Source organism: Asticcacaulis sp. P2_B1 (genome assembly GCF_056404915.1).
Genome location: NZ_JBFUDD010000012.1, coordinates 38,187 through 55,019 on the forward strand (window position 1 = coordinate 38,187; position 16,833 = coordinate 55,019).

Annotated in this window: 12 protein-coding genes; 7 read left to right on the forward strand and 5 right to left on the reverse strand. The window is 61.2% G+C overall.

Features of this window, described 5'->3' with window-relative positions:
* Window positions 1–6 precede the first annotated feature (6 nt).
* Window positions 7–2,460 carry an exo-alpha-sialidase gene (locus tag AC1DX3_RS19510; RefSeq protein ID WP_476991006.1) on the reverse strand — a complete coding sequence of 818 codons (2,454 nt, stop codon included), beginning with the start codon at window positions 2,458–2,460 and terminating at the stop codon, window positions 7–9.
* A gap of 355 nt (window positions 2,461–2,815) precedes the next feature.
* Here AC1DX3_RS19510 and AC1DX3_RS19515 point away from each other — a divergent pair, with 355 nt between their 5' ends.
* Complete coding sequence (locus AC1DX3_RS19515) at window positions 2,816–4,489, forward strand: methyl-accepting chemotaxis protein (protein ID WP_476991007.1); 1,674 nt, start codon at window positions 2,816–2,818, stop codon at window positions 4,487–4,489.
* A gap of 80 nt (window positions 4,490–4,569) precedes the next feature.
* Here AC1DX3_RS19515 and galA read toward each other — a convergent pair whose 3' ends face one another.
* The gene (gene galA, locus AC1DX3_RS19520; RefSeq protein ID WP_476991008.1) at window positions 4,570–6,984 is read right to left on the reverse strand and encodes a beta-galactosidase GalA; all 2,415 of its coding nucleotides are present in this window, start codon (window positions 6,982–6,984) and stop codon (window positions 4,570–4,572) included.
* Between the two features lie 28 nt (window positions 6,985–7,012).
* Window positions 7,013–8,053: a glycoside hydrolase family 43 gene (locus AC1DX3_RS19525; RefSeq protein WP_476991009.1), complete on the reverse strand. Its 1,041-nt coding sequence runs from the start codon at window positions 8,051–8,053 to the stop codon at window positions 7,013–7,015.
* Window positions 8,054–8,367: 314 nt separating this feature from the next.
* On the opposite strand from AC1DX3_RS19525, the gene AC1DX3_RS19530 reads away from it, so the two are divergent.
* Window positions 8,368–9,186, forward strand: coding sequence for a hypothetical protein (locus tag AC1DX3_RS19530; protein ID WP_476991010.1), 819 nt, complete (start codon window positions 8,368–8,370; stop codon window positions 9,184–9,186).
* Between the two features lie 11 nt (window positions 9,187–9,197).
* On the opposite strand, the gene AC1DX3_RS19535 is transcribed toward AC1DX3_RS19530, so the two are convergent.
* Window positions 9,198–9,416 (reverse strand): hypothetical protein, encoded by a 219-nt coding sequence (locus AC1DX3_RS19535; protein ID WP_476991011.1) that lies wholly within the window; start codon window positions 9,414–9,416, stop codon window positions 9,198–9,200.
* Window positions 9,417–9,543: 127 nt separating this feature from the next.
* On the opposite strand from AC1DX3_RS19535, the gene AC1DX3_RS19540 reads away from it, so the two are divergent.
* The 3 genes from AC1DX3_RS19540 to AC1DX3_RS19550 all read left to right on the forward strand — a co-directional run bounded on the left by AC1DX3_RS19540 (window position 9,544) and on the right by AC1DX3_RS19550 (window position 15,290).
* Window positions 9,544–11,352, forward strand: a complete 1,809-nt coding sequence (locus AC1DX3_RS19540) for a DUF1800 domain-containing protein (RefSeq protein ID WP_476991012.1) — start codon at window positions 9,544–9,546, stop codon at window positions 11,350–11,352.
* Between the two features lie 12 nt (window positions 11,353–11,364).
* Window positions 11,365–12,795: a DUF1501 domain-containing protein gene (locus tag AC1DX3_RS19545; RefSeq protein ID WP_476991013.1), complete on the forward strand. Its 1,431-nt coding sequence runs from the start codon at window positions 11,365–11,367 to the stop codon at window positions 12,793–12,795.
* A 161-nt stretch (window positions 12,796–12,956) separates the two neighbouring features.
* Window positions 12,957–15,290 carry a glycoside hydrolase family 31 protein gene (locus AC1DX3_RS19550; protein WP_476991014.1) on the forward strand — a complete coding sequence of 778 codons (2,334 nt, stop codon included), beginning with the start codon at window positions 12,957–12,959 and terminating at the stop codon, window positions 15,288–15,290.
* Window positions 15,291–15,423: 133 nt separating this feature from the next.
* On the opposite strand, the gene AC1DX3_RS19555 is transcribed toward AC1DX3_RS19550, so the two are convergent.
* Window positions 15,424–15,786, reverse strand: coding sequence for a carboxymuconolactone decarboxylase family protein (locus AC1DX3_RS19555; protein WP_476991015.1), 363 nt, complete (start codon window positions 15,784–15,786; stop codon window positions 15,424–15,426).
* Window positions 15,787–15,862: 76 nt separating this feature from the next.
* On the opposite strand from AC1DX3_RS19555, the gene AC1DX3_RS19560 reads away from it, so the two are divergent.
* Window positions 15,863–16,201, forward strand: a complete 339-nt coding sequence (locus tag AC1DX3_RS19560) for an ArsR/SmtB family transcription factor (RefSeq protein WP_476991016.1) — start codon at window positions 15,863–15,865, stop codon at window positions 16,199–16,201.
* A gap of 46 nt (window positions 16,202–16,247) precedes the next feature.
* Window positions 16,248–16,781 (forward strand): rhodanese-like domain-containing protein, encoded by a 534-nt coding sequence (locus tag AC1DX3_RS19565; protein WP_476991017.1) that lies wholly within the window; start codon window positions 16,248–16,250, stop codon window positions 16,779–16,781.
* The last annotated feature ends 52 nt before the right edge of the window (window positions 16,782–16,833 follow it).

Consider the following 16,833-nt stretch of genomic DNA (forward strand, 5'->3'; position numbering starts at 1 on the left):
AACGCGTCAGCGGTTGCCGACGATAAGTCCGCGCCCGCCTGTGCCGAGGTATATGCGGCCGTAAATCCGGGGGTCGCCCGAAATATCGTTAAAGCCGCCAAATTGGTGGAGGTTGTCATTGATGCGCAGCCAGGTCTGGCCCTTGTCGTCGGAACGATAGAGGCCGCTGACGCCGCCTTTCGTGCCCCAGACGAAGATCGACCAATAGGTCCGGCCGGGCGCCGGGGCGCCACAGGTGACGCGCCAGGCGACGTCGATACCCGGCAGCTTGACGGGAGACGCGATCGGGCCGTCGATATGGTAGAGGCCGACATTGGTGGCGATCCACAGATCGCGGCGCAGCGTACCCGGCACGGAAATGACGTCGGAGCCCTGCCATTGCGGCAGGCCGCTGGTGATGACCGCCGCGAAGGTCTTGCCGCCGTCGCTGCTCTCATAGAGGCGGGCGTCCGGATAGTCGTAGACATAATAATAGCCATCGGCTGCGCTGTCGGGGACCGGGATCAGGAATTGATCCGACTGCACGACCGGCCAGCCGGTTGCGGTCGTCCAGGTGGCGCCGTGGTCCGACGAGGTGGCCGGCGCCTGGTTCTTCGGCGCCCACAGGATGGAGGTGGCCGAGGCCGAGATGACGATGCGGCCGACGTCGTGGTCGCCGGTCACGGGCGAAGCCGCCATCTTGGTCCACGTGCGGCCGTTGTCGCCCGACCAGAAGCCTTTGCCCGTCGCCGAAGTGGTGCGGACAACCATATCGGGCGAGAGGGTCGCCGATTGGATGGCATAGTCCGTTTGCGCCGGCGGCGAGACGAATGAATTGTCAGAACGCGGGACGAAACCGCTATAGCGGCCGCCGCCGACATCGCCTTGCGTCATCAGCATGTGCGCGCCCGACATCGGCGAGTCGACATCGGTGATGACCGTTTCCTCGAAGCCCTTGTCATTGAAGAACCAGGTCGGCGCCGCCTTGGTCAGGTAGGAGGTCATCCACAGGCCGTAGCCGGTATTATAGATGGCGTTATCGCTGTTGAACGGGTCGATCTCGACATCGGTGATCCAGTGGCCGAGACGATTGCTGAGGCTGCCGCCGTTATAGGCGACGATCCATGAGAAGCCGGCCTCGTCGAGGTGGCTGATTTCCTTCAGCGACGTCCAGGTGCTGCCACCATCCATCGAGCGGTAGATGGTGTCGCCGGTGTTCCAGCGGTCGATGGTCGAGACGATGACCTCGCCGGGCGTCGAAGCGGCGACCGATACGCCGGAATAGCCGAAACCGACGTTGGCATTGGGCGCCAGGGGCGTAATATTGCTCCATACGCCGGTGGCGGTGTTGAGTTTATAAACCGCGCCGTCGGTGATACCGTTCGGACCGATGCCGTTGCCGAAGGTGACATAGAGGTTGCCGGCATCGTCGAGCACGGCCTGTTGCGGGATAAAGGCGGCCGGTTGGCCCGGCACGGCGGCCCAGGTGGCGCCGCCGTCGGTCGAGCGCAGCAGGCTGGTCGTGCTGTTGGACTGCGTGCCGGCATAAATCGTCTGGGTCGCTTGCCCGGTGGCGCCTTTTCCGAACAGGACAAAGGTGGTTGCGGTGGGCGCGAAACCTGAGACCTTGGCCCAGGTGACGCCGGAATCGACGGATTTATAGAGGCCGTCCTGATTGGTGCCGAGGAACAGGATCGAGCCCTTGTTCGGATCGACCTGGAGGCGTTCGCCCTCACCGCGGCCATCCCAGTTACCGCCAATATGGATCGGCAGTTCGGTGCGCGACCAGGTCTTGCCCTGGTCGTTGGAGCGCAGGATGGCGCCGAGGCGGCCCCATGACGGCAGGTATTGGCCCGTGGCGAGATAAAGCTTGTTGGCATTGTTCGGATCGACGGCCATGGACAGGACGCCGGTCAATTGCCAGTCGTCGCGGCCGAGATCGTCATTGAGCGGTATCCAGCCGAGATGCGCCGGGTCCCAGCGATAGACGCCGCCGACATCGGTGCGGGCATAGAGCAGGTTCTTGACCTTGGGGTGATAGAGCATGCCCGAGACATAGCCGCCACCGCCCCAGGACGCGTTGGTCCAGGTATAGGGCCGGTTGCCGGTCAGGGGCGCGACATTGACCGATACGGTCTTGGCGGCGACGGTGTCGCCGTTATCGGCCTTTACCGTGATCAGGTATTCGTTGTCGTGGTCGGCGTCTTTCGGCGCCTGATAATCCGGCGTTTGGTTGAACGTCACCACGCCGCTGGCGGGGTCGATGGTGAAAGCGGCGGCGTCTTCGCCGGTCAGGGCAAAGGTAATGGGACGGCTGTCCGTCGCATCAACGCTTGCGGTGTAGACAGCGCCCGAGGTGCCCGACAGGACGGTAGCGACCGGCGGCGAGGTCAGGGCCGGTGCTGTGCCGTCAGAACCGCCGCACGCGGTCAGCGGCACGGCCAGGATGGCGGCCATGGCCCAGGCGATAGGTCCCCTCATCAAACTCTCCCTCAACTCTTCTCAACAATGGACCATTGGCTGGCCCTATATTTGTAGGATAATTGTGTAAAGGCAAAGGCGAAGTGTGACAAGCCCTGAGAAGGGCACGCCTAACCAAAATCTCCAAGCCGCACACCCCACCGCCGCTGCGAACGCTATCCGTTCGCGACGCTCCGCCCCGTGCAAAGCCGGGAGGCATAAGAAAGATTTCGGGTTTGCAGCCCGGCGTTTCGGGCTCAAAGCACGTTGTTATACGCAACCTCTGATCACCTTGCGTTAACTCTGTTCGCCTAGAATTAAAGGATCAATAATCCGGCGGATAATCAGCAACTTGTCCGGCCAGTAAAGGTGTACCATGACGATCAAGTTCCGTATTCTCGCCCTCGTGGCCTGTTTCGCTATCATGGCGACGGCCATTACCGCCCTGGGTTTGGTGACGATCGGCGACTATAACGGCATGTTGCGCAGTTCGGCCCAGGCCTATGACAATGCCTATAACGGTGAGCACCTCAACCGCCTGGTCACCGCGGCCGTCATGGAGTCGCGCGGCGTCTATATGTCGAAGGATACGACCGAAGCATCGAAATATGCCGACAATGTCGACAAGGATCTGGGCGACATCGGGACGCTGCTGACCGATTGGAAAGCGACCCTGAAGCCCGGTCAATTGCCGGAATTCGACGCGGTCGACGCCAAGGCGCAGGAATTTATCACCTTCCGCCGCGAATTGGCGCGCCTGGGCCGCGAAGTTTCGCCCGAAGCCGCCAACGCCCAGGGCAATAATGACGCCAACCGCAGCAACCGCAAGGCCTTCCAGGCCAGTATCGACGCCATGGTCGCCCATATCCGCACCAATTTGACGGCGTCCCAGACCGCCATGGAGGCCTATAAGCACACGCGGTCGATCCAGTTCCTGCTGATGGCCGGCACCGGCATTCTGATCCTCGTCCTGGCGTCGCTGTGGGTGGCGGTCAGGTCGATTTCCCGTCCGCTGCAACACGTCAGCAGCAGCGTCATGCGCATTTCCGAAGGCGCCTACGATACGCAAATTCCCGAAGCCAACGGCCGCGACGAAGTGTCGTCGCTGTGGCGCTCGATCCGCACTTTGCGAGACAGGGCTTTGGAAGGCGAGACCTTGAAGGCCCACCAGAAGGAAGAGGATCTGCGCATCGCTGGCAATATGCGCGAGGAACGCAATCGTATCGCCACCGAGTTCGAAGAGCATATGGGCGACCTGGCCAAGCGTTTCGCGACGTCGTCGCGCACGGTTGCCGACGCCGCCAAGGGTCTGTCGCACAATGCCGACGAAGCCACGCAACGCGCCCACTCGGTCAGCGACGCCGCCAACGACGCCGCCAACAATGTGCAGAACGTCGCCGCCGCCACGGAAGAATTGTCGGCCAGCGTCAATGAGATCACTAGCCAGGTCGCGCGCACGTCCGAGGTTACCCGCCTCGCCGTCGAAGAAGCCGCCAAGACCGAAGTCGCCATTCACACCCTGACCAATGCCGCCGGCCAGATCGGCGAGGTCATCAACCTGATCCAGGCCATCGCCGCACAGACCAATCTGCTGGCGCTCAACGCCACCATCGAATCCGCCCGCGCCGGCGAGGCCGGCAAGGGCTTTGCCGTCGTTGCCTCGGAAGTCAAGCAACTGGCATCGCAAACCGGCCGCGCCACCGAAGACATCCGCAAGAAGATCGCGGAGATCCAGAGCGCGACTTCGGCCACGGTCGGCAGTATCGGCGCCATCGTCCGCACCATCGACACGATCGGCGAACTGACCGCCGCCATTTCGTCCTCGGTCGAGCAGCAAAGCGCCGCGACCCAGGAAATCGCCAGCAATACCAACCGCGCGGCTTCGGGCACGCGCGACGTCACCGGCCATATTTCCGGTGTCGGCGAAGCGGCTCAGGCGACCGGCCAGGCGGCTCAGCAATTGCTTGGCTTGTCGAGCGATCTGGAACGCCGTTCGGAAGACCTGCAGTCGGAAGTCTTCGATTTCGTCGGGCGTTTGCGGGCGGCCTAAATGGGCCGGGCAAACACTCCAAGTTTTTGTTTGTCGCATTTCCTTACGCCAAACTGGCATCCACTTTGGCGGGAAATGCTCTACGCAATACTCAAATTGACCTTCCCGGGCGCAAGCCCGTCTGCGGTGGCGACAATCGTGACATTGCCGGGGTTCCGGCCCATTTGGACAATGGCGCACGCCAGGCCGTTATAGGCTGAGCGTTGCCATGCCTTGTCGGGCTCGGTGCAATTCGGGTTTCCATTGCCCACCCCGATGACAGACGCCAGGTCATTGACTCGGAACACGATCAGATTGGCGGCCCTGGGGACGGTCCGCCCATCGGCAGCCAGGGCGTCCCGGTCGGAGGTCAAGACGATCCGCGCCGCGGGCCCGGCCGTCTCGCGCACGGATTTCAGGATCACCTTGTCGGCCCTGTATCCAAAGGCTTCGATCTTGCCCGGAACATAGGGCACGTCCCATTCGACATGACGGTCTTTCACCATGGTTTTCCGCCCGGCGGACTTGCCATTGACGAACAATTCGACGGAATCGCAGTTCGAATGCGCCCACACATTGACCGTCGAACCTGGCTCCCAATTCCAGTGCGGGAAAAGATGCAACAGGGGCTCAGGCCACCACCAGGCCTTGTAGTAATAATAGGTATCTTTCGGAAAGCCACAGGTATCCAGAACGCCGAAGTGCGATGACACACTTGGCCACGCCTGCCACGGGGTGGCCTCGCCGCGATAGTCGAAGCCCGTCCAAAAAAATCCGCCTGCGATATAGGACTTGGAATTGAAGTGCGACCACCACCCTTCAGCCGTATTGTTCCACGGCACCTGATTGTCGTAAGCCGGCACGAGATGCTTGATCGGATCCTTTATATATTCCCCACGAGTAGCGAGTTCGGATGAGGTCTCGCTGCCGATGATCGGCATTTTCGGGAACCTGGCGTGGAAATCGTCAATCTTGTCGTCACTGTAATTGAAGCCCATGACGTCGAGGACCTGTGTAATGCCTTCGCCCTGGCGTTTGTCCATGCCGGCGGTTATCCCACGGGTAGGGTCAAGCGTCCGCACAAGGTCCTTCATGGTCTGGACGATCCTGGCCCCGCGCGGGGTTCCCTGCTGGGGCTCTTCGTTTCCGACAGACCAGAGGATGATGCTCGGGTGGTTTCTGTCGCGCACGACCATGGTCGCAAGCTCGTCGAGACCTGCCTCCGACGCGCTCATCATGCGGGTTTCCTCAAGGACGAGCATGCCCATCCGGTCGCAGGCGTCCAGCAGTTCGGGCGCCGCCGGGTGGTGCGCGGTCCGGATGGCGTTACAGCCCATGTCTTTCTGGCACTGAAGCCGGTAGGACCAGATGGCGTCCGGTACAGCGACGCCGATTCCGGCGTGGTCCTGATGATTGCATGTGCCCTTGATCTTAACCGGGGCGTTGTTGAGGAAAAATCCTTCCTCCGGGTCGAAGCGGATGTCGCGAAATCCGAATCTCGACCGGGCGACATCCAATTCCCGGCCACCGATATCGCGGAGACGCGCGGTCAAGACGTAGCAAAACGGGTCGTCGAGCGACCACAGACGCGGAGACGATATCGTGGACGACAGGGATATCTCTTTTTGCGAGTGGGGATCGAGGATGGCGGCAACCGACGCGTCTCCGGGGGGCGGGCCAGGGTCCGTCCAAAAATCGACTGTTACATGTTGCAACTCGGAGGAATCGTTCCGCACCGTCGCGACAAGGTCCACCGTTCCGTCGGCACGGGCGCGAATGCACAATCCATCTTTCGCCATATGAACCGGATCGTGCTTGACCATCCAGACATGGCGATAAATACCGGCGCCCTCATAGAACCATCCTTCGCCGAGGCTGGCATCGACCCGTACGGTCAGGACATTCGGCTGGTCATCCGTGTTGAGAAAATCCGTGACATCGACAGAGAACGGAACATAACCGCCGCTATGCTCTTTTACGATATAGCCGTTGATCATGACGGTCGTACTGCGGAACACGCCGTCGAAATCTATACGTATGCGTTTGCCCTTGTCCGCGGGAGCGATGTCGATCATTCGGCGATACCAGCCCACGCTGGTTTCCGGATAATTCCGGCCGATGGGCTTGAAACCGTGCCCGGCCGCTTCCGACCATATGAAGCCGCCCTTGTCGGGGGTGTCGATGGCGCCGTCCGGATGAGGATCGAAAGGCAATTCGACCGCCCAGTCATGCGGCAAGTTGAGTGTCCGCCAGCCTGAATCGTCAAATTGCAAACGAGCGGCGGGACTGCTGTCCGGACCTTGCTTGGCGAATGTCCGCAGATTCGCGCCGAATTCGAAATCGCGATGGATGTTGTTGAGATGACCGAACGCGAATTTCCAACCGTCGTCGAGGAGACTTCGATTGCCCGCCGGCAGGTCCGGAATTTGTGCCGGAGCATTATCCGGTCGAAGCCCCTCAGCCAGGGCGACGGCCAGGGCGGGTGCTGTGGCAAGGAGGGTTCGGCGGCTTAGCATTGCAGGCGTCCTGCGACTGTGGGTGGCTTCAATGGGTGTCGGCGGGGCGGATGTCATGATCAGCTGGTGGCTTTAGCCGAAAGGAAAGGCCAGCATCGCGGTCGACCGTGAGTTTGCCGTGCCGGTATTTCAGTTCGGCAACCTGGATGACGGTGCGTTGGTTCCAGTACGGATCGCTGAGCGCCTCCGTTTCATGGCCCTGGTGGACGAAATAATAGATGAAGGCCCGCCCGCCATTCACGACTACGTCGGGGTGCTGGCCGATGCTTTTGTCCGTTGCCTTTATACCCGGTTGCGACAGGATAAAGTCGTCCTGCTGCGTCCAGTGCAGGGCGTCGTCGGATTTCAGGACCATAAGTCCCTTCCAGGCGTCGGCGATGAGCCAATAGTGGCCTTTGAGGCGGAAGGCCTTGGGTCCCTCGCCCCGGGTTTGCGCCACCGGCTGGTCGCCGACCTTTTTCCACGCCTTCAGGTCAGGACTGTCGGCCGCCATAATGCGGCTGTTCAGGCCCTCGTCCTTGTACCACAGGCGATAGCCGTGTTTCAGCTTGAGAACGCTGGCGTCGATGGTCGTTGCCGTACTGAGATCGGGCGTATCGCTACAGCTCCAGTTCGCCAGGTCCGGGCTGGTCAGGTGAACGATTTTCGCCTGGCTTCCGGGCTGGCCCCAACGATGGAATATGCCGGGCACCACAGTGAGCCACATGTGATAGGTCCCGTGCTCGTAATAGAGTTCCGGCGCCCACGACGTGACGTCGGTGCAGGCCGTGGGAAAGGTCGCCGTGCCCTGATAGGTCCAGCTGACGCCGTCCGGCGACGTGGCGATACCGATGGCTGTGCCGTGCACCCAGGCGACGTCGTCGTGATCCGGAAGCCGCAGGGTTGCGCGGCGATTGGTGTAAAACATCTTCCATTGGCCGGCACCGCGATCATAGATGATCGAAACGTCGGCGGCGCCGTCGAATACGGGGTCGCGATAGAGCGGCTTGGGCGCTTCCGCCGCGCCGGCCGGTGCGATCAGGGCCGAGACCGCAAAAGCGGCTGATAAGATGAGCGAGACGGCTTTCATTTGGCGTTTCCCGGGGCGGCCGCTTTAGCGAGGCCGTTTTTTATAGGCCCCATTTGTCCGACATTATTGCGGTCAATGCAAGAACTTTTGATATCGATACCATAAAAAGACGAGCATTTTATCATCGACACTCTGCTGCAATAAGGCTTTCTGTCACTACAGCGGACTGGCAGGAGGCATTTTGCATCGATGGTCCCTCTCTATCGCCGTTGGCATCGGATAGTGCGAGCGAGACAACCACCACAAGGACAGATTGTTAAACTGTTTTTGCTAGGATCGATGTCCGGTTTCATCAGCTTACCTGTCTGTGTCCCATGTCGATCAAAGCCAAAATCCTCTCGCTAGTCGCCGCCTTCGCGCTGATGGCCGCGGCCATCACGGCCATGGGCCTAGCCACCATGTCCGATTATCATCGCGTCATCGAAGGCTATACCCGAGCATCGAATAACGCTTTCCGCGCCGAGCGCCTGAACCTGTTGATCGCCAATTCGATCATCGAGATGCGCAACATCTATGTCAGCAAGACACCGGAAGAACTGGACAAGCGTTTCAACCGGCTTAACGGCTTCATCGACACGACCCAGGCCATGATGGCCGAGTGGAAGGCCGAGCTGAAGCCCGGCGAGGTCCCCGAGTTCGATTATATGAACGGCGGCGCCAATTCGGTCGATGCCTTCGGCCGACGGGTCATGGAAATTGCACGCACCCAGGGCATTCCGGCGGCGCAGGCCTTCGGCATGAACCCCGACAGCATTGCCGGGCGCGAAACCTTCCAGGCGCAGCTCGAGACGACCGTGCTGCATATCCAGGGCCAGATGAAACAGCGCCAGGCCGACCTGAAAACCTACCAGGCTCAGCGTGCCGTCGAATTTTTCGCGGTTGCCGGGTCCGGGACGATTCTGCTGCTGCTGGCCTCGCTATGGATCGCCATCGGCTCGATCGCCAATCCCCTGAAGCGCATCAGCCAGTCGGTCATCCGCATCTCCGAAGGCGCTTATGACACCGCCATTCCGGCGGATAATGCCAAGGGCGACGAGATCTCACGCCTGTGGCAGGCGATCGGCGTCCTGAAAGACCGCGCCATCGAGCTGAAGCGGATCAATGAATCGAAGCTGGAACTGCATCTCGACTGAGACTTTCGCGCTCATGACTTCTTTATAAATTCGGCAGAAAAACTTTCACCTTTTTTATTTTTTTGTCCTGCCGAACGGTATTTGGCGCCTTTTGGCCACAAAGCCATGGTTAACCCTTCCCCATTCCGGCGAAAATAAGCAATCCTGTCAACCCACTGAAATATCGGTGTGGTTAATGACCTGCGTTGCGCCGCCTGTCGGGCGGCTGACATGGTTAACGCGGCGCTCATGCTCTTCCTTTTTTCGGGTTTAATACATTCAAAATATCAAAGGGCGTGGGACCTTCAGTGACGAGTAAGGCGTATAGTACATATGATGAATCTATTCCGGGGCGTGGCTAAGCGGGCGAAGACTTTATTGGCGTTGAACGCCGACAGCGAGCCACCATCACCATCATCTTCGGGGAGCGATGACGCCCCCGCCGATACGGCTTCCAGCACGGCCCCTCAGGCCCTGTCGCGAAGACGTCTCCTGCCATTTACGGCCGCTTCCGGCCTGATGGCGATCGGTCTCGAGGCCTGCGGCGGCAGCGACACGGCGACCACGACCTCATCCGCCTCGTCCGGGACAACGATGGCGACCAAGGCGTCGTCAGGCGTCCTGAGCAATGAAGAGGCCGCGCGTTTCCTGCTGCAGGCGCAGTTTTCGGCGACCCAGTCTGAGATTGCCGTTCTGCAGGACGCCGGCATGACCGGTTGGCTGCAAATGCAATATAGTTCGGCGATCAGCCAGACAGGCTGGGATTGGCTGGATTCGGCGGGTTTCAACGTCATCGACAGCAATCTCAAATTCTTCTCGGTCAGCGCCACCGACTCGATGGTGTGGAAACAACTCATCACGTCGAGCGACGCCATGCGCAAGCGCATTGCCCTGGCGCTGTCGGAATATTTCGTGGTGTCCGCCAACGGTTTTGACGGTTACTGGCCATCTTATCTCATGGCCGCCTACTGGGACATGCTCAACACCTATGCCTTCGGCAATTTCCGCGACCTGCTGGAAGCCGTGACGCTCAACCCGGCCGTGGGGCGTTTTCTCAACACCAAGGGCAATATGAAGGAAGACGGCAACGGCCGTCAGCCAGATGAAAACTATGCCCGTGAAATCCTGCAACTGTTCACCATCGGGCTCAACGAACTGAACACCGACGGCACCCTGGCGACCGACGCCTATGGCTCCCCGATCCCGACCTATAGCCAGTCCGACATTAGCAACCTGGCCCGCGTCTTCACCGGTTACGACTATGCGCCGGCAGTGTGGACGCCGTTCGTGACGTCGACCCAGACCTATAATGTGCCGACGCGCGACTTCTGCCGCCTGCCGCTGGTGCTGACGGCGTCGAAGCACTCGACCCTGGCGGCGACCTTCCTGGGCACGACCGTGCCGGCCGGCACCAGCGGCGCGGGGGCGCTCAAACAGGCGCTGGATATCATTTTCAGCCACAAGAATGTCGGCCCCTTTTTCGCGCGTCAGATGATCCAGCGCCTGGTGACCTCCAACCCCAGCGCCGCCTATGTTGGCCGCGTCGCCGCCGCCTTTAACAATAACGGTTCCGGTGTGCGCGGCGACCTGCAGGCGGTGTGGACGGCGATCTTCTGCGATCTGGAGGCGCGTACGCCCGTCACGGCCGCGACCGGCGGCAAGTTGCGCGAGCCGACCGTACGCATCGTACAATTGGCCCGCACCGTGCCGTTCAGCTCGACCAACGGCGCCTGGGCGTTTTACGACCTGACCAAGGGCGTTTGGGGCATGGGCGAAAGTCCGTTGCGGGCGCCGTCGGTGTTCAACTTCTTTCGCCCGGGTTTTGTCCCGGCCAATTCGCACATGGCGGACGCCGGTTTGGCAGCGCCCGAATTCGGCGTGGTCACCGAAAGCACTGTCGCCGGCTATCTCAACTTCCTCATGTCCTTTATTTCAAAAGGCTTGAAGGACGTGGTTCCGGACTATAACAGCCTGTTGTCGATCGTCACGGACGACGCCGCCCTGGTCGACTGGCTCAACCTGCACTTCGCCGCCGGGCAATTGTCGGCGACGACGATCGCCACGGTGCGCAACGCCCTGGATGTCTATCCGGTGACGGCGAAAAGTGACAACGCCAAGCGCCTCGACACGCTGAAATCGGCCATCTTCATGGTGATGGCCTCCCCCGACTATCTCGTTCAAAAGTAAGGTACGCGTCTCATGTACATCAGCCGTCTCAAAGATCTCAACCGCCGCACCTTTCTCAATCGCGCCGCCCAATTGACCGCGCTGGGCGCCGCGGCGCCCCTGGCCATGAACCTGATCGGCGCCAGCGAAGCCGCCGCCTTTGAGGCCACCGACTATAAGGCCCTGGTCTGCGTCTTCCTCTATTTCGGCAACGACCAGTCCAATACCCTGATCCCGTACGATACAACCAATTACGACCTGTACAGCGCCATCCGCGGCGGTGGCGCCAACCGGACCCAGGGCGGGATCGCGCTGGGCCGCAGCGCCCTGACCGCGACCGCGCTGACGCCTGGCAACGGCCAAACTCTGACCGACGACATTCAATATGCCCTGGCGCCGCAACTGACCGGGCTCAAGAGCCTGTTCAATGCCGGCAAGATGGCGGTGCAACTGAATGTCGGACCGCTGGTCGTCCCCCTGACACGCGCCCAGTATGACGGCGGCAATCGCGGCGCCTATCCCGTGCCGGCGCAGCTGTTCTCGCACAACGACCAGCAGTCCTTCTGGCAGTCCATGGCGATCGAAGGCGCGACGGCCGGATGGGGCGGAAAGATGGCCGACCTGGCCATGGCCAATAACGGCAATGCCGGCCTGACCTGCATTTCGGCGGGCGGCACGGCGGTCTTCGTTTCGGGGCGTAATGCCGTGCCCTATCAGATCGACACCACCGGTGCGATCCCGATCAGCGGCATTACCAACCGCTATTTCGGCACCAATGCCACCCAGGCGGCGTTGAAGACCCTGCTGGCGCAACAAAGCGGCCGCTACCTGGAAGACGATTACAGCAATATCGCTCAGCGTTCGATGACCATGTGCGATACGGTCAATACGGCGCTCGGCGGTGTCAGCCTGAGCACCAATTTCAATCCCAGCGGTGTCACCAATCCTTTGGCCGACCAGCTCAAGATCGTGGCGCGGTTGATCGGCGCGCGCAACACCCTGGGGATGAAGCGCCAGGTCTTCTTCGTCGGCCTGGGCGGTTTCGATCAGCACGACAATCTGATGCGCGACCATCCGGCCCTGATGAGCAAGGTCAATGAGGCGATGACCGCCTTTTACAACGCCACCGTGGAAATGGGCGTGTCCAACAATGTCACGGCCTTTACGGCGTCGGACTTCGGCCGCACCCTGGAGTCCAACGGCGACGGCTCCGATCACGGCTGGGGCGGTCACCATTTCATCGTCGGCGGCGCGGTCAAGGGCGGGCAGTTTTACGGTACGGCGCCGCATGTGTCCGTGACCAGCGACGACCAGATCGGCCAGGGGCGCTTACTGCCGACAACCTCGGTCGATCAGATGGGAGCCACCCTGGCCCGCTGGTTCGGGGTTCCGGACAGTCAGATGACCACGGTCCTGCCGCGGATCGGCAATTTCGCCACCGCCGATATGGGTTTCATGGGGTAGCCGCTGGCTGAGAACGATGTTCGCGACGTCGTCGTGGTATGATAAATAACACCAGGCACGCGCTTTAGGCTTGACGAAGGGCCAAGCACGCCTTAGCCCTGTCATCAAAATGATAGCGCTATCATGCTGTCGGTACATCATCGGGACTCTGGGAGGCGTTCATGCGCAAGGGACTTTTGGCGGGCTTTGTTTCCGCCTTGGCAATTATGGCTGTGGGGGCGCAGGCGGCGCCGATCAGCACGCTCGACCGTAACGGCGCCTGGGTCAGCGTCGAGGCCTATGGCCCCAATGTCATCCACGTCACCATCGCCGCCGACAAGGACCTGGTCCTGGCGCCGGCCGGCTACGGCATCTTGGGCGACCATGCCGACAACGGCGCTTTCAAACAGACCAGCGACAGCAATGGCGACACCTTTACGTCGGGCGCGTTGAGCCTTCATGTCAATGCCGCGCCGCCGCCGCATACGCCGAGCCAGGGCGAGAAATATTTCGCCCCGTCCCTCGCCCCCGTCGGGCTCCAGGTCAAGAACGCCAAGGGCGACCTGGTCCTCACCATGAACGGTTGGGAAATGGCGCCACATGAGGTCAATGGCGAGCAGACCTATCAGGTCGGCGCCACCTTCGCCGCCCCGGCGGACGAGCATTATTACGGCATGGGCCAGAACCAGGAAGGCATTCTCGACCTGCGCGGCCGCGTCATCGACTGCAAGCATTGGTACGACGCTCCGGCCGGCGAAACGGTGTGCGTGCCGTTCATGGTGTCGTCCAAGGGCTATGGCATCGTATGGGACAATCCGTCGGATACGCGCTTCGTCGCCGCGGTCAACGGCCGCACGGCGTTCCAGTCCAATGTCGGCGAGCGCGTCTCGTTCTTCATCATCACCGGTGATACGCCCGAGGAAATCTACGGCGGCTATGCTCGTCTGACCGGCAAGACGCCGATCCCGCCCAAGGCGGCGTTCGGTTTGATCCAGTCCAAGGCGCGCTACGAGAGCCAGGACGAGGTCCTGCGGGTGGCCAACACCTATCGCCAGAAGAAATATCCGCTCGATATCATGGTCGTCGACTGGTTCTACTGGACGCGTATGGGGCAGATGGACATCGATCCGGCGCAGTTCCCAGATCCCGACGCCATGAACAAGCAGTTGCACGACATGGGCATGCAGTCGGTCATCTCGATCTGGCCGCGTTACGAGACCTCGGGCCGTTATTATAACGAACTCGACGCCAAGGGTTATTTCCTCAAGGACAAGGACGGCAAGACGGTCGACGGCCTGCCGTTCCGCTCGGACCGCACCGGCGCCCTGATCGACGCCACCAATCCCGATGCCCGCAAATGGTATTGGGAGCACGCGCGCGACAATATCCTCAGCCACGGTTTCGATTATCCGTGGCTGGACGAGACCGAGCCGGATCTCGTGCCGGACGGCTTCTTCTATTCGATCGGTTCCGGCGACCGTTATCATAACGTCTTCCCGCTGCTCCACGTCGAGGGTGTCGAACAGGGCATGCGGGCCTGGCAGCCGAACAAACGCGGCCTAATCCTGGCGCGGGCGGCCTATTTGGGTTCGCAGCGCACCGGCGCCCTCTTCTGGTCGTCGGATATCAACCCCAGTTGGGAAGCCCTGACGCGGCAGATCCCGACGGGGCTCAACATGACGGCGTCGGGCATCGCTTATTGGGGCAACGATATCGGCGGCTGGCAATGGCTGCCGCAGACGACCAACGCCACCAAGCCGCCTTTGCTCGATCCGTCGGACGCCCGCGACGTCGTTGGCCAGAACAACGATTATCCCGAGTTGTTCACGCGCTGGTTCGAATACGGCACCTTCCTGCCGACCCTGCGCATCCATGGCGACCGCAAGCACACCGAGATCTGGGCTTTCGGGCACGAGGCCGAAGCCATCCTGGCCAAGTATGACCGCCTGCGTTACCAGCTGATCCCCTATCTCTATGGCCAGGCCAAGGCGACCTATGACACGGGCGCACCGTTCATGCGCCCGCTGTGGATGGACTTCCCCAACGATCCGAACGTCAAAAATCTCGGCACCGAATATATGCTGGGCGATGCCTTCCTGGTGGCGCCGGTGACCGAGCAGGCCCAGGTGCAAAAGGACGTCTACCTGCCGGCCGGGGCCGACTGGTACAATTTCTGGACCAATGAAAAGACCGCCGGCGGGCAATGGATCAAGGTGGCGGCCCCGATCGATCAGATCCCGGTCTTCGTCCGCGCCGGTTCCGTGGTGCCGATCGGCGCCGACATCCAGTCGACGGCGACGAAGCAGGCGATTGCGGCGATCAAGGTCTATCCGGGCGCCAATGGCACGTTCAATGTCTATGACGACGACGGCGTGACCTATGATTACGAAAAGGGCAAGGGGACGGCGGTCACCACCCTGACCTGGGACGACGCCAAGGGCCAGTTGACGGCCTCGGGTAGCGACAAGGCCTTGGTCAAGTCGGCGCCTGGTTTGGTGCAAATCGCCGGGAAGTAGACGGCTCAATATCGCATAATTGAAGGCTCCGGTGTTGGCACACCGGGGCCTTTCTGATTCAGGCCGCTCTGATTCAGGCCGCTCTGATTCAGGCCGCTCTGATTCAGGCCGCTCTGATTCAGGCCACACTGATTCAGGCTGCTGGTGCGACCCGTTTTTCGCTAAACTGCTCGAAGGCCATCAGGGCATCTGCAGCATACATCAGGGACGGGCCGCCGCCCATATAGACGGCCATGCCCAGCGCCTCCTCGACCTCGGCGCGCGAAGCCCCGAGGCGAACCAGGGCCTCGCCATGAAAGCCGATACAGCCGTCACATCGCGTGGCGACGCCGATGGCCAGGGCGATCAGCTCCTTGGTCTTCTTGTCGAGCGCACCGTCGCGGCTGGCCGCCTGGGCCAGGGCCGAAAAGGCCTGCATAGTGTCGGGAATGCCCTTGCGCAGGCCTTTCAGGTTGGCGGAGATGCGCGCGGTGATGTCGGGATAGGATTTGCTCATGATATGGGTCTCGATATATGTGTTTGCGGCGTCGGTCGCCCTTGCATAAATTAGTAGTATCTAATATATATGCAAGATGGACAGTTCAGAAAAATTGCCGCAGCCCGGCCCCGCCCCGCTCCCACTCGACGTCATGGCCCGTCACGCCGCCGAGGCCGAGGCCATGCTCAAACTGCTCGCCAACCGGCACCGCCTGCTGATCCTGTGCAACCTGGTCAAGGGCACCAAGTCGGTGAATCAGTTGATAGATCTGGTCGGCCTGTCGCAAAGCGCCCTGTCGCAGCACCTGGCGAAAATGCGCGAGCAAGGCCTGGTCGCCACCGAAAAGCAGGGCCAGATGGTCTTTTACCGCATCGGCGATCCGCGCATAGAAGCCATACTTGCGACACTCTACCTCATGTACTGCGCCGKCTGATCGGCGCAGTACATATTATGCTTTTCTAATATAAAGGACAATCGCAATGGCGATTAAGATCGTGGATGCGGCCACCGCGAAGCAGTGGTTGGCGCACAATGAGGCTATTCTGATCGATGTGCGCGAACCGGCGGAATATGCCACGGAATATATCTCCGGCGGGCGCTCCGTGCCGCTGGGCCAGGTCAGCCCGGCCACCGTACCCGAGGCCGGTCAGCGCCCGGTTATCATTCACTGCCTCAAGGGCGGTAGAGGCATGGCGGCGTGCCAGAAATTGGCCACCGAGCGACCGGAGGCAGAGCTATATAACCTCGAGGGCGGCATCACGGCCTGGCGCGACGCGGGCTTCGCCACCATCACGCCGCCCGGGCGGGCGCCCGGCCTGCCACTCGATCGCCAGGTTCAACTGACGATCGGGCTCGGCCTGCTGCTGAGTAGTGCCCTGGCCCTGCTGGTTCATCCCGGTTTCGTCTTGCTGGCCGCTGTTTTCGGCACCGGCCTGACCATAGCCGGTGCGACGGGGTTTTGCGGACTGGCCCGGGTCATGGCGGTCATGCCGTGGAACCGCGTGACCAAGTGAGCGTAGCCTAACAGCTTTTTTCACATGACATAACGGCGTTTGGCCCCATAGT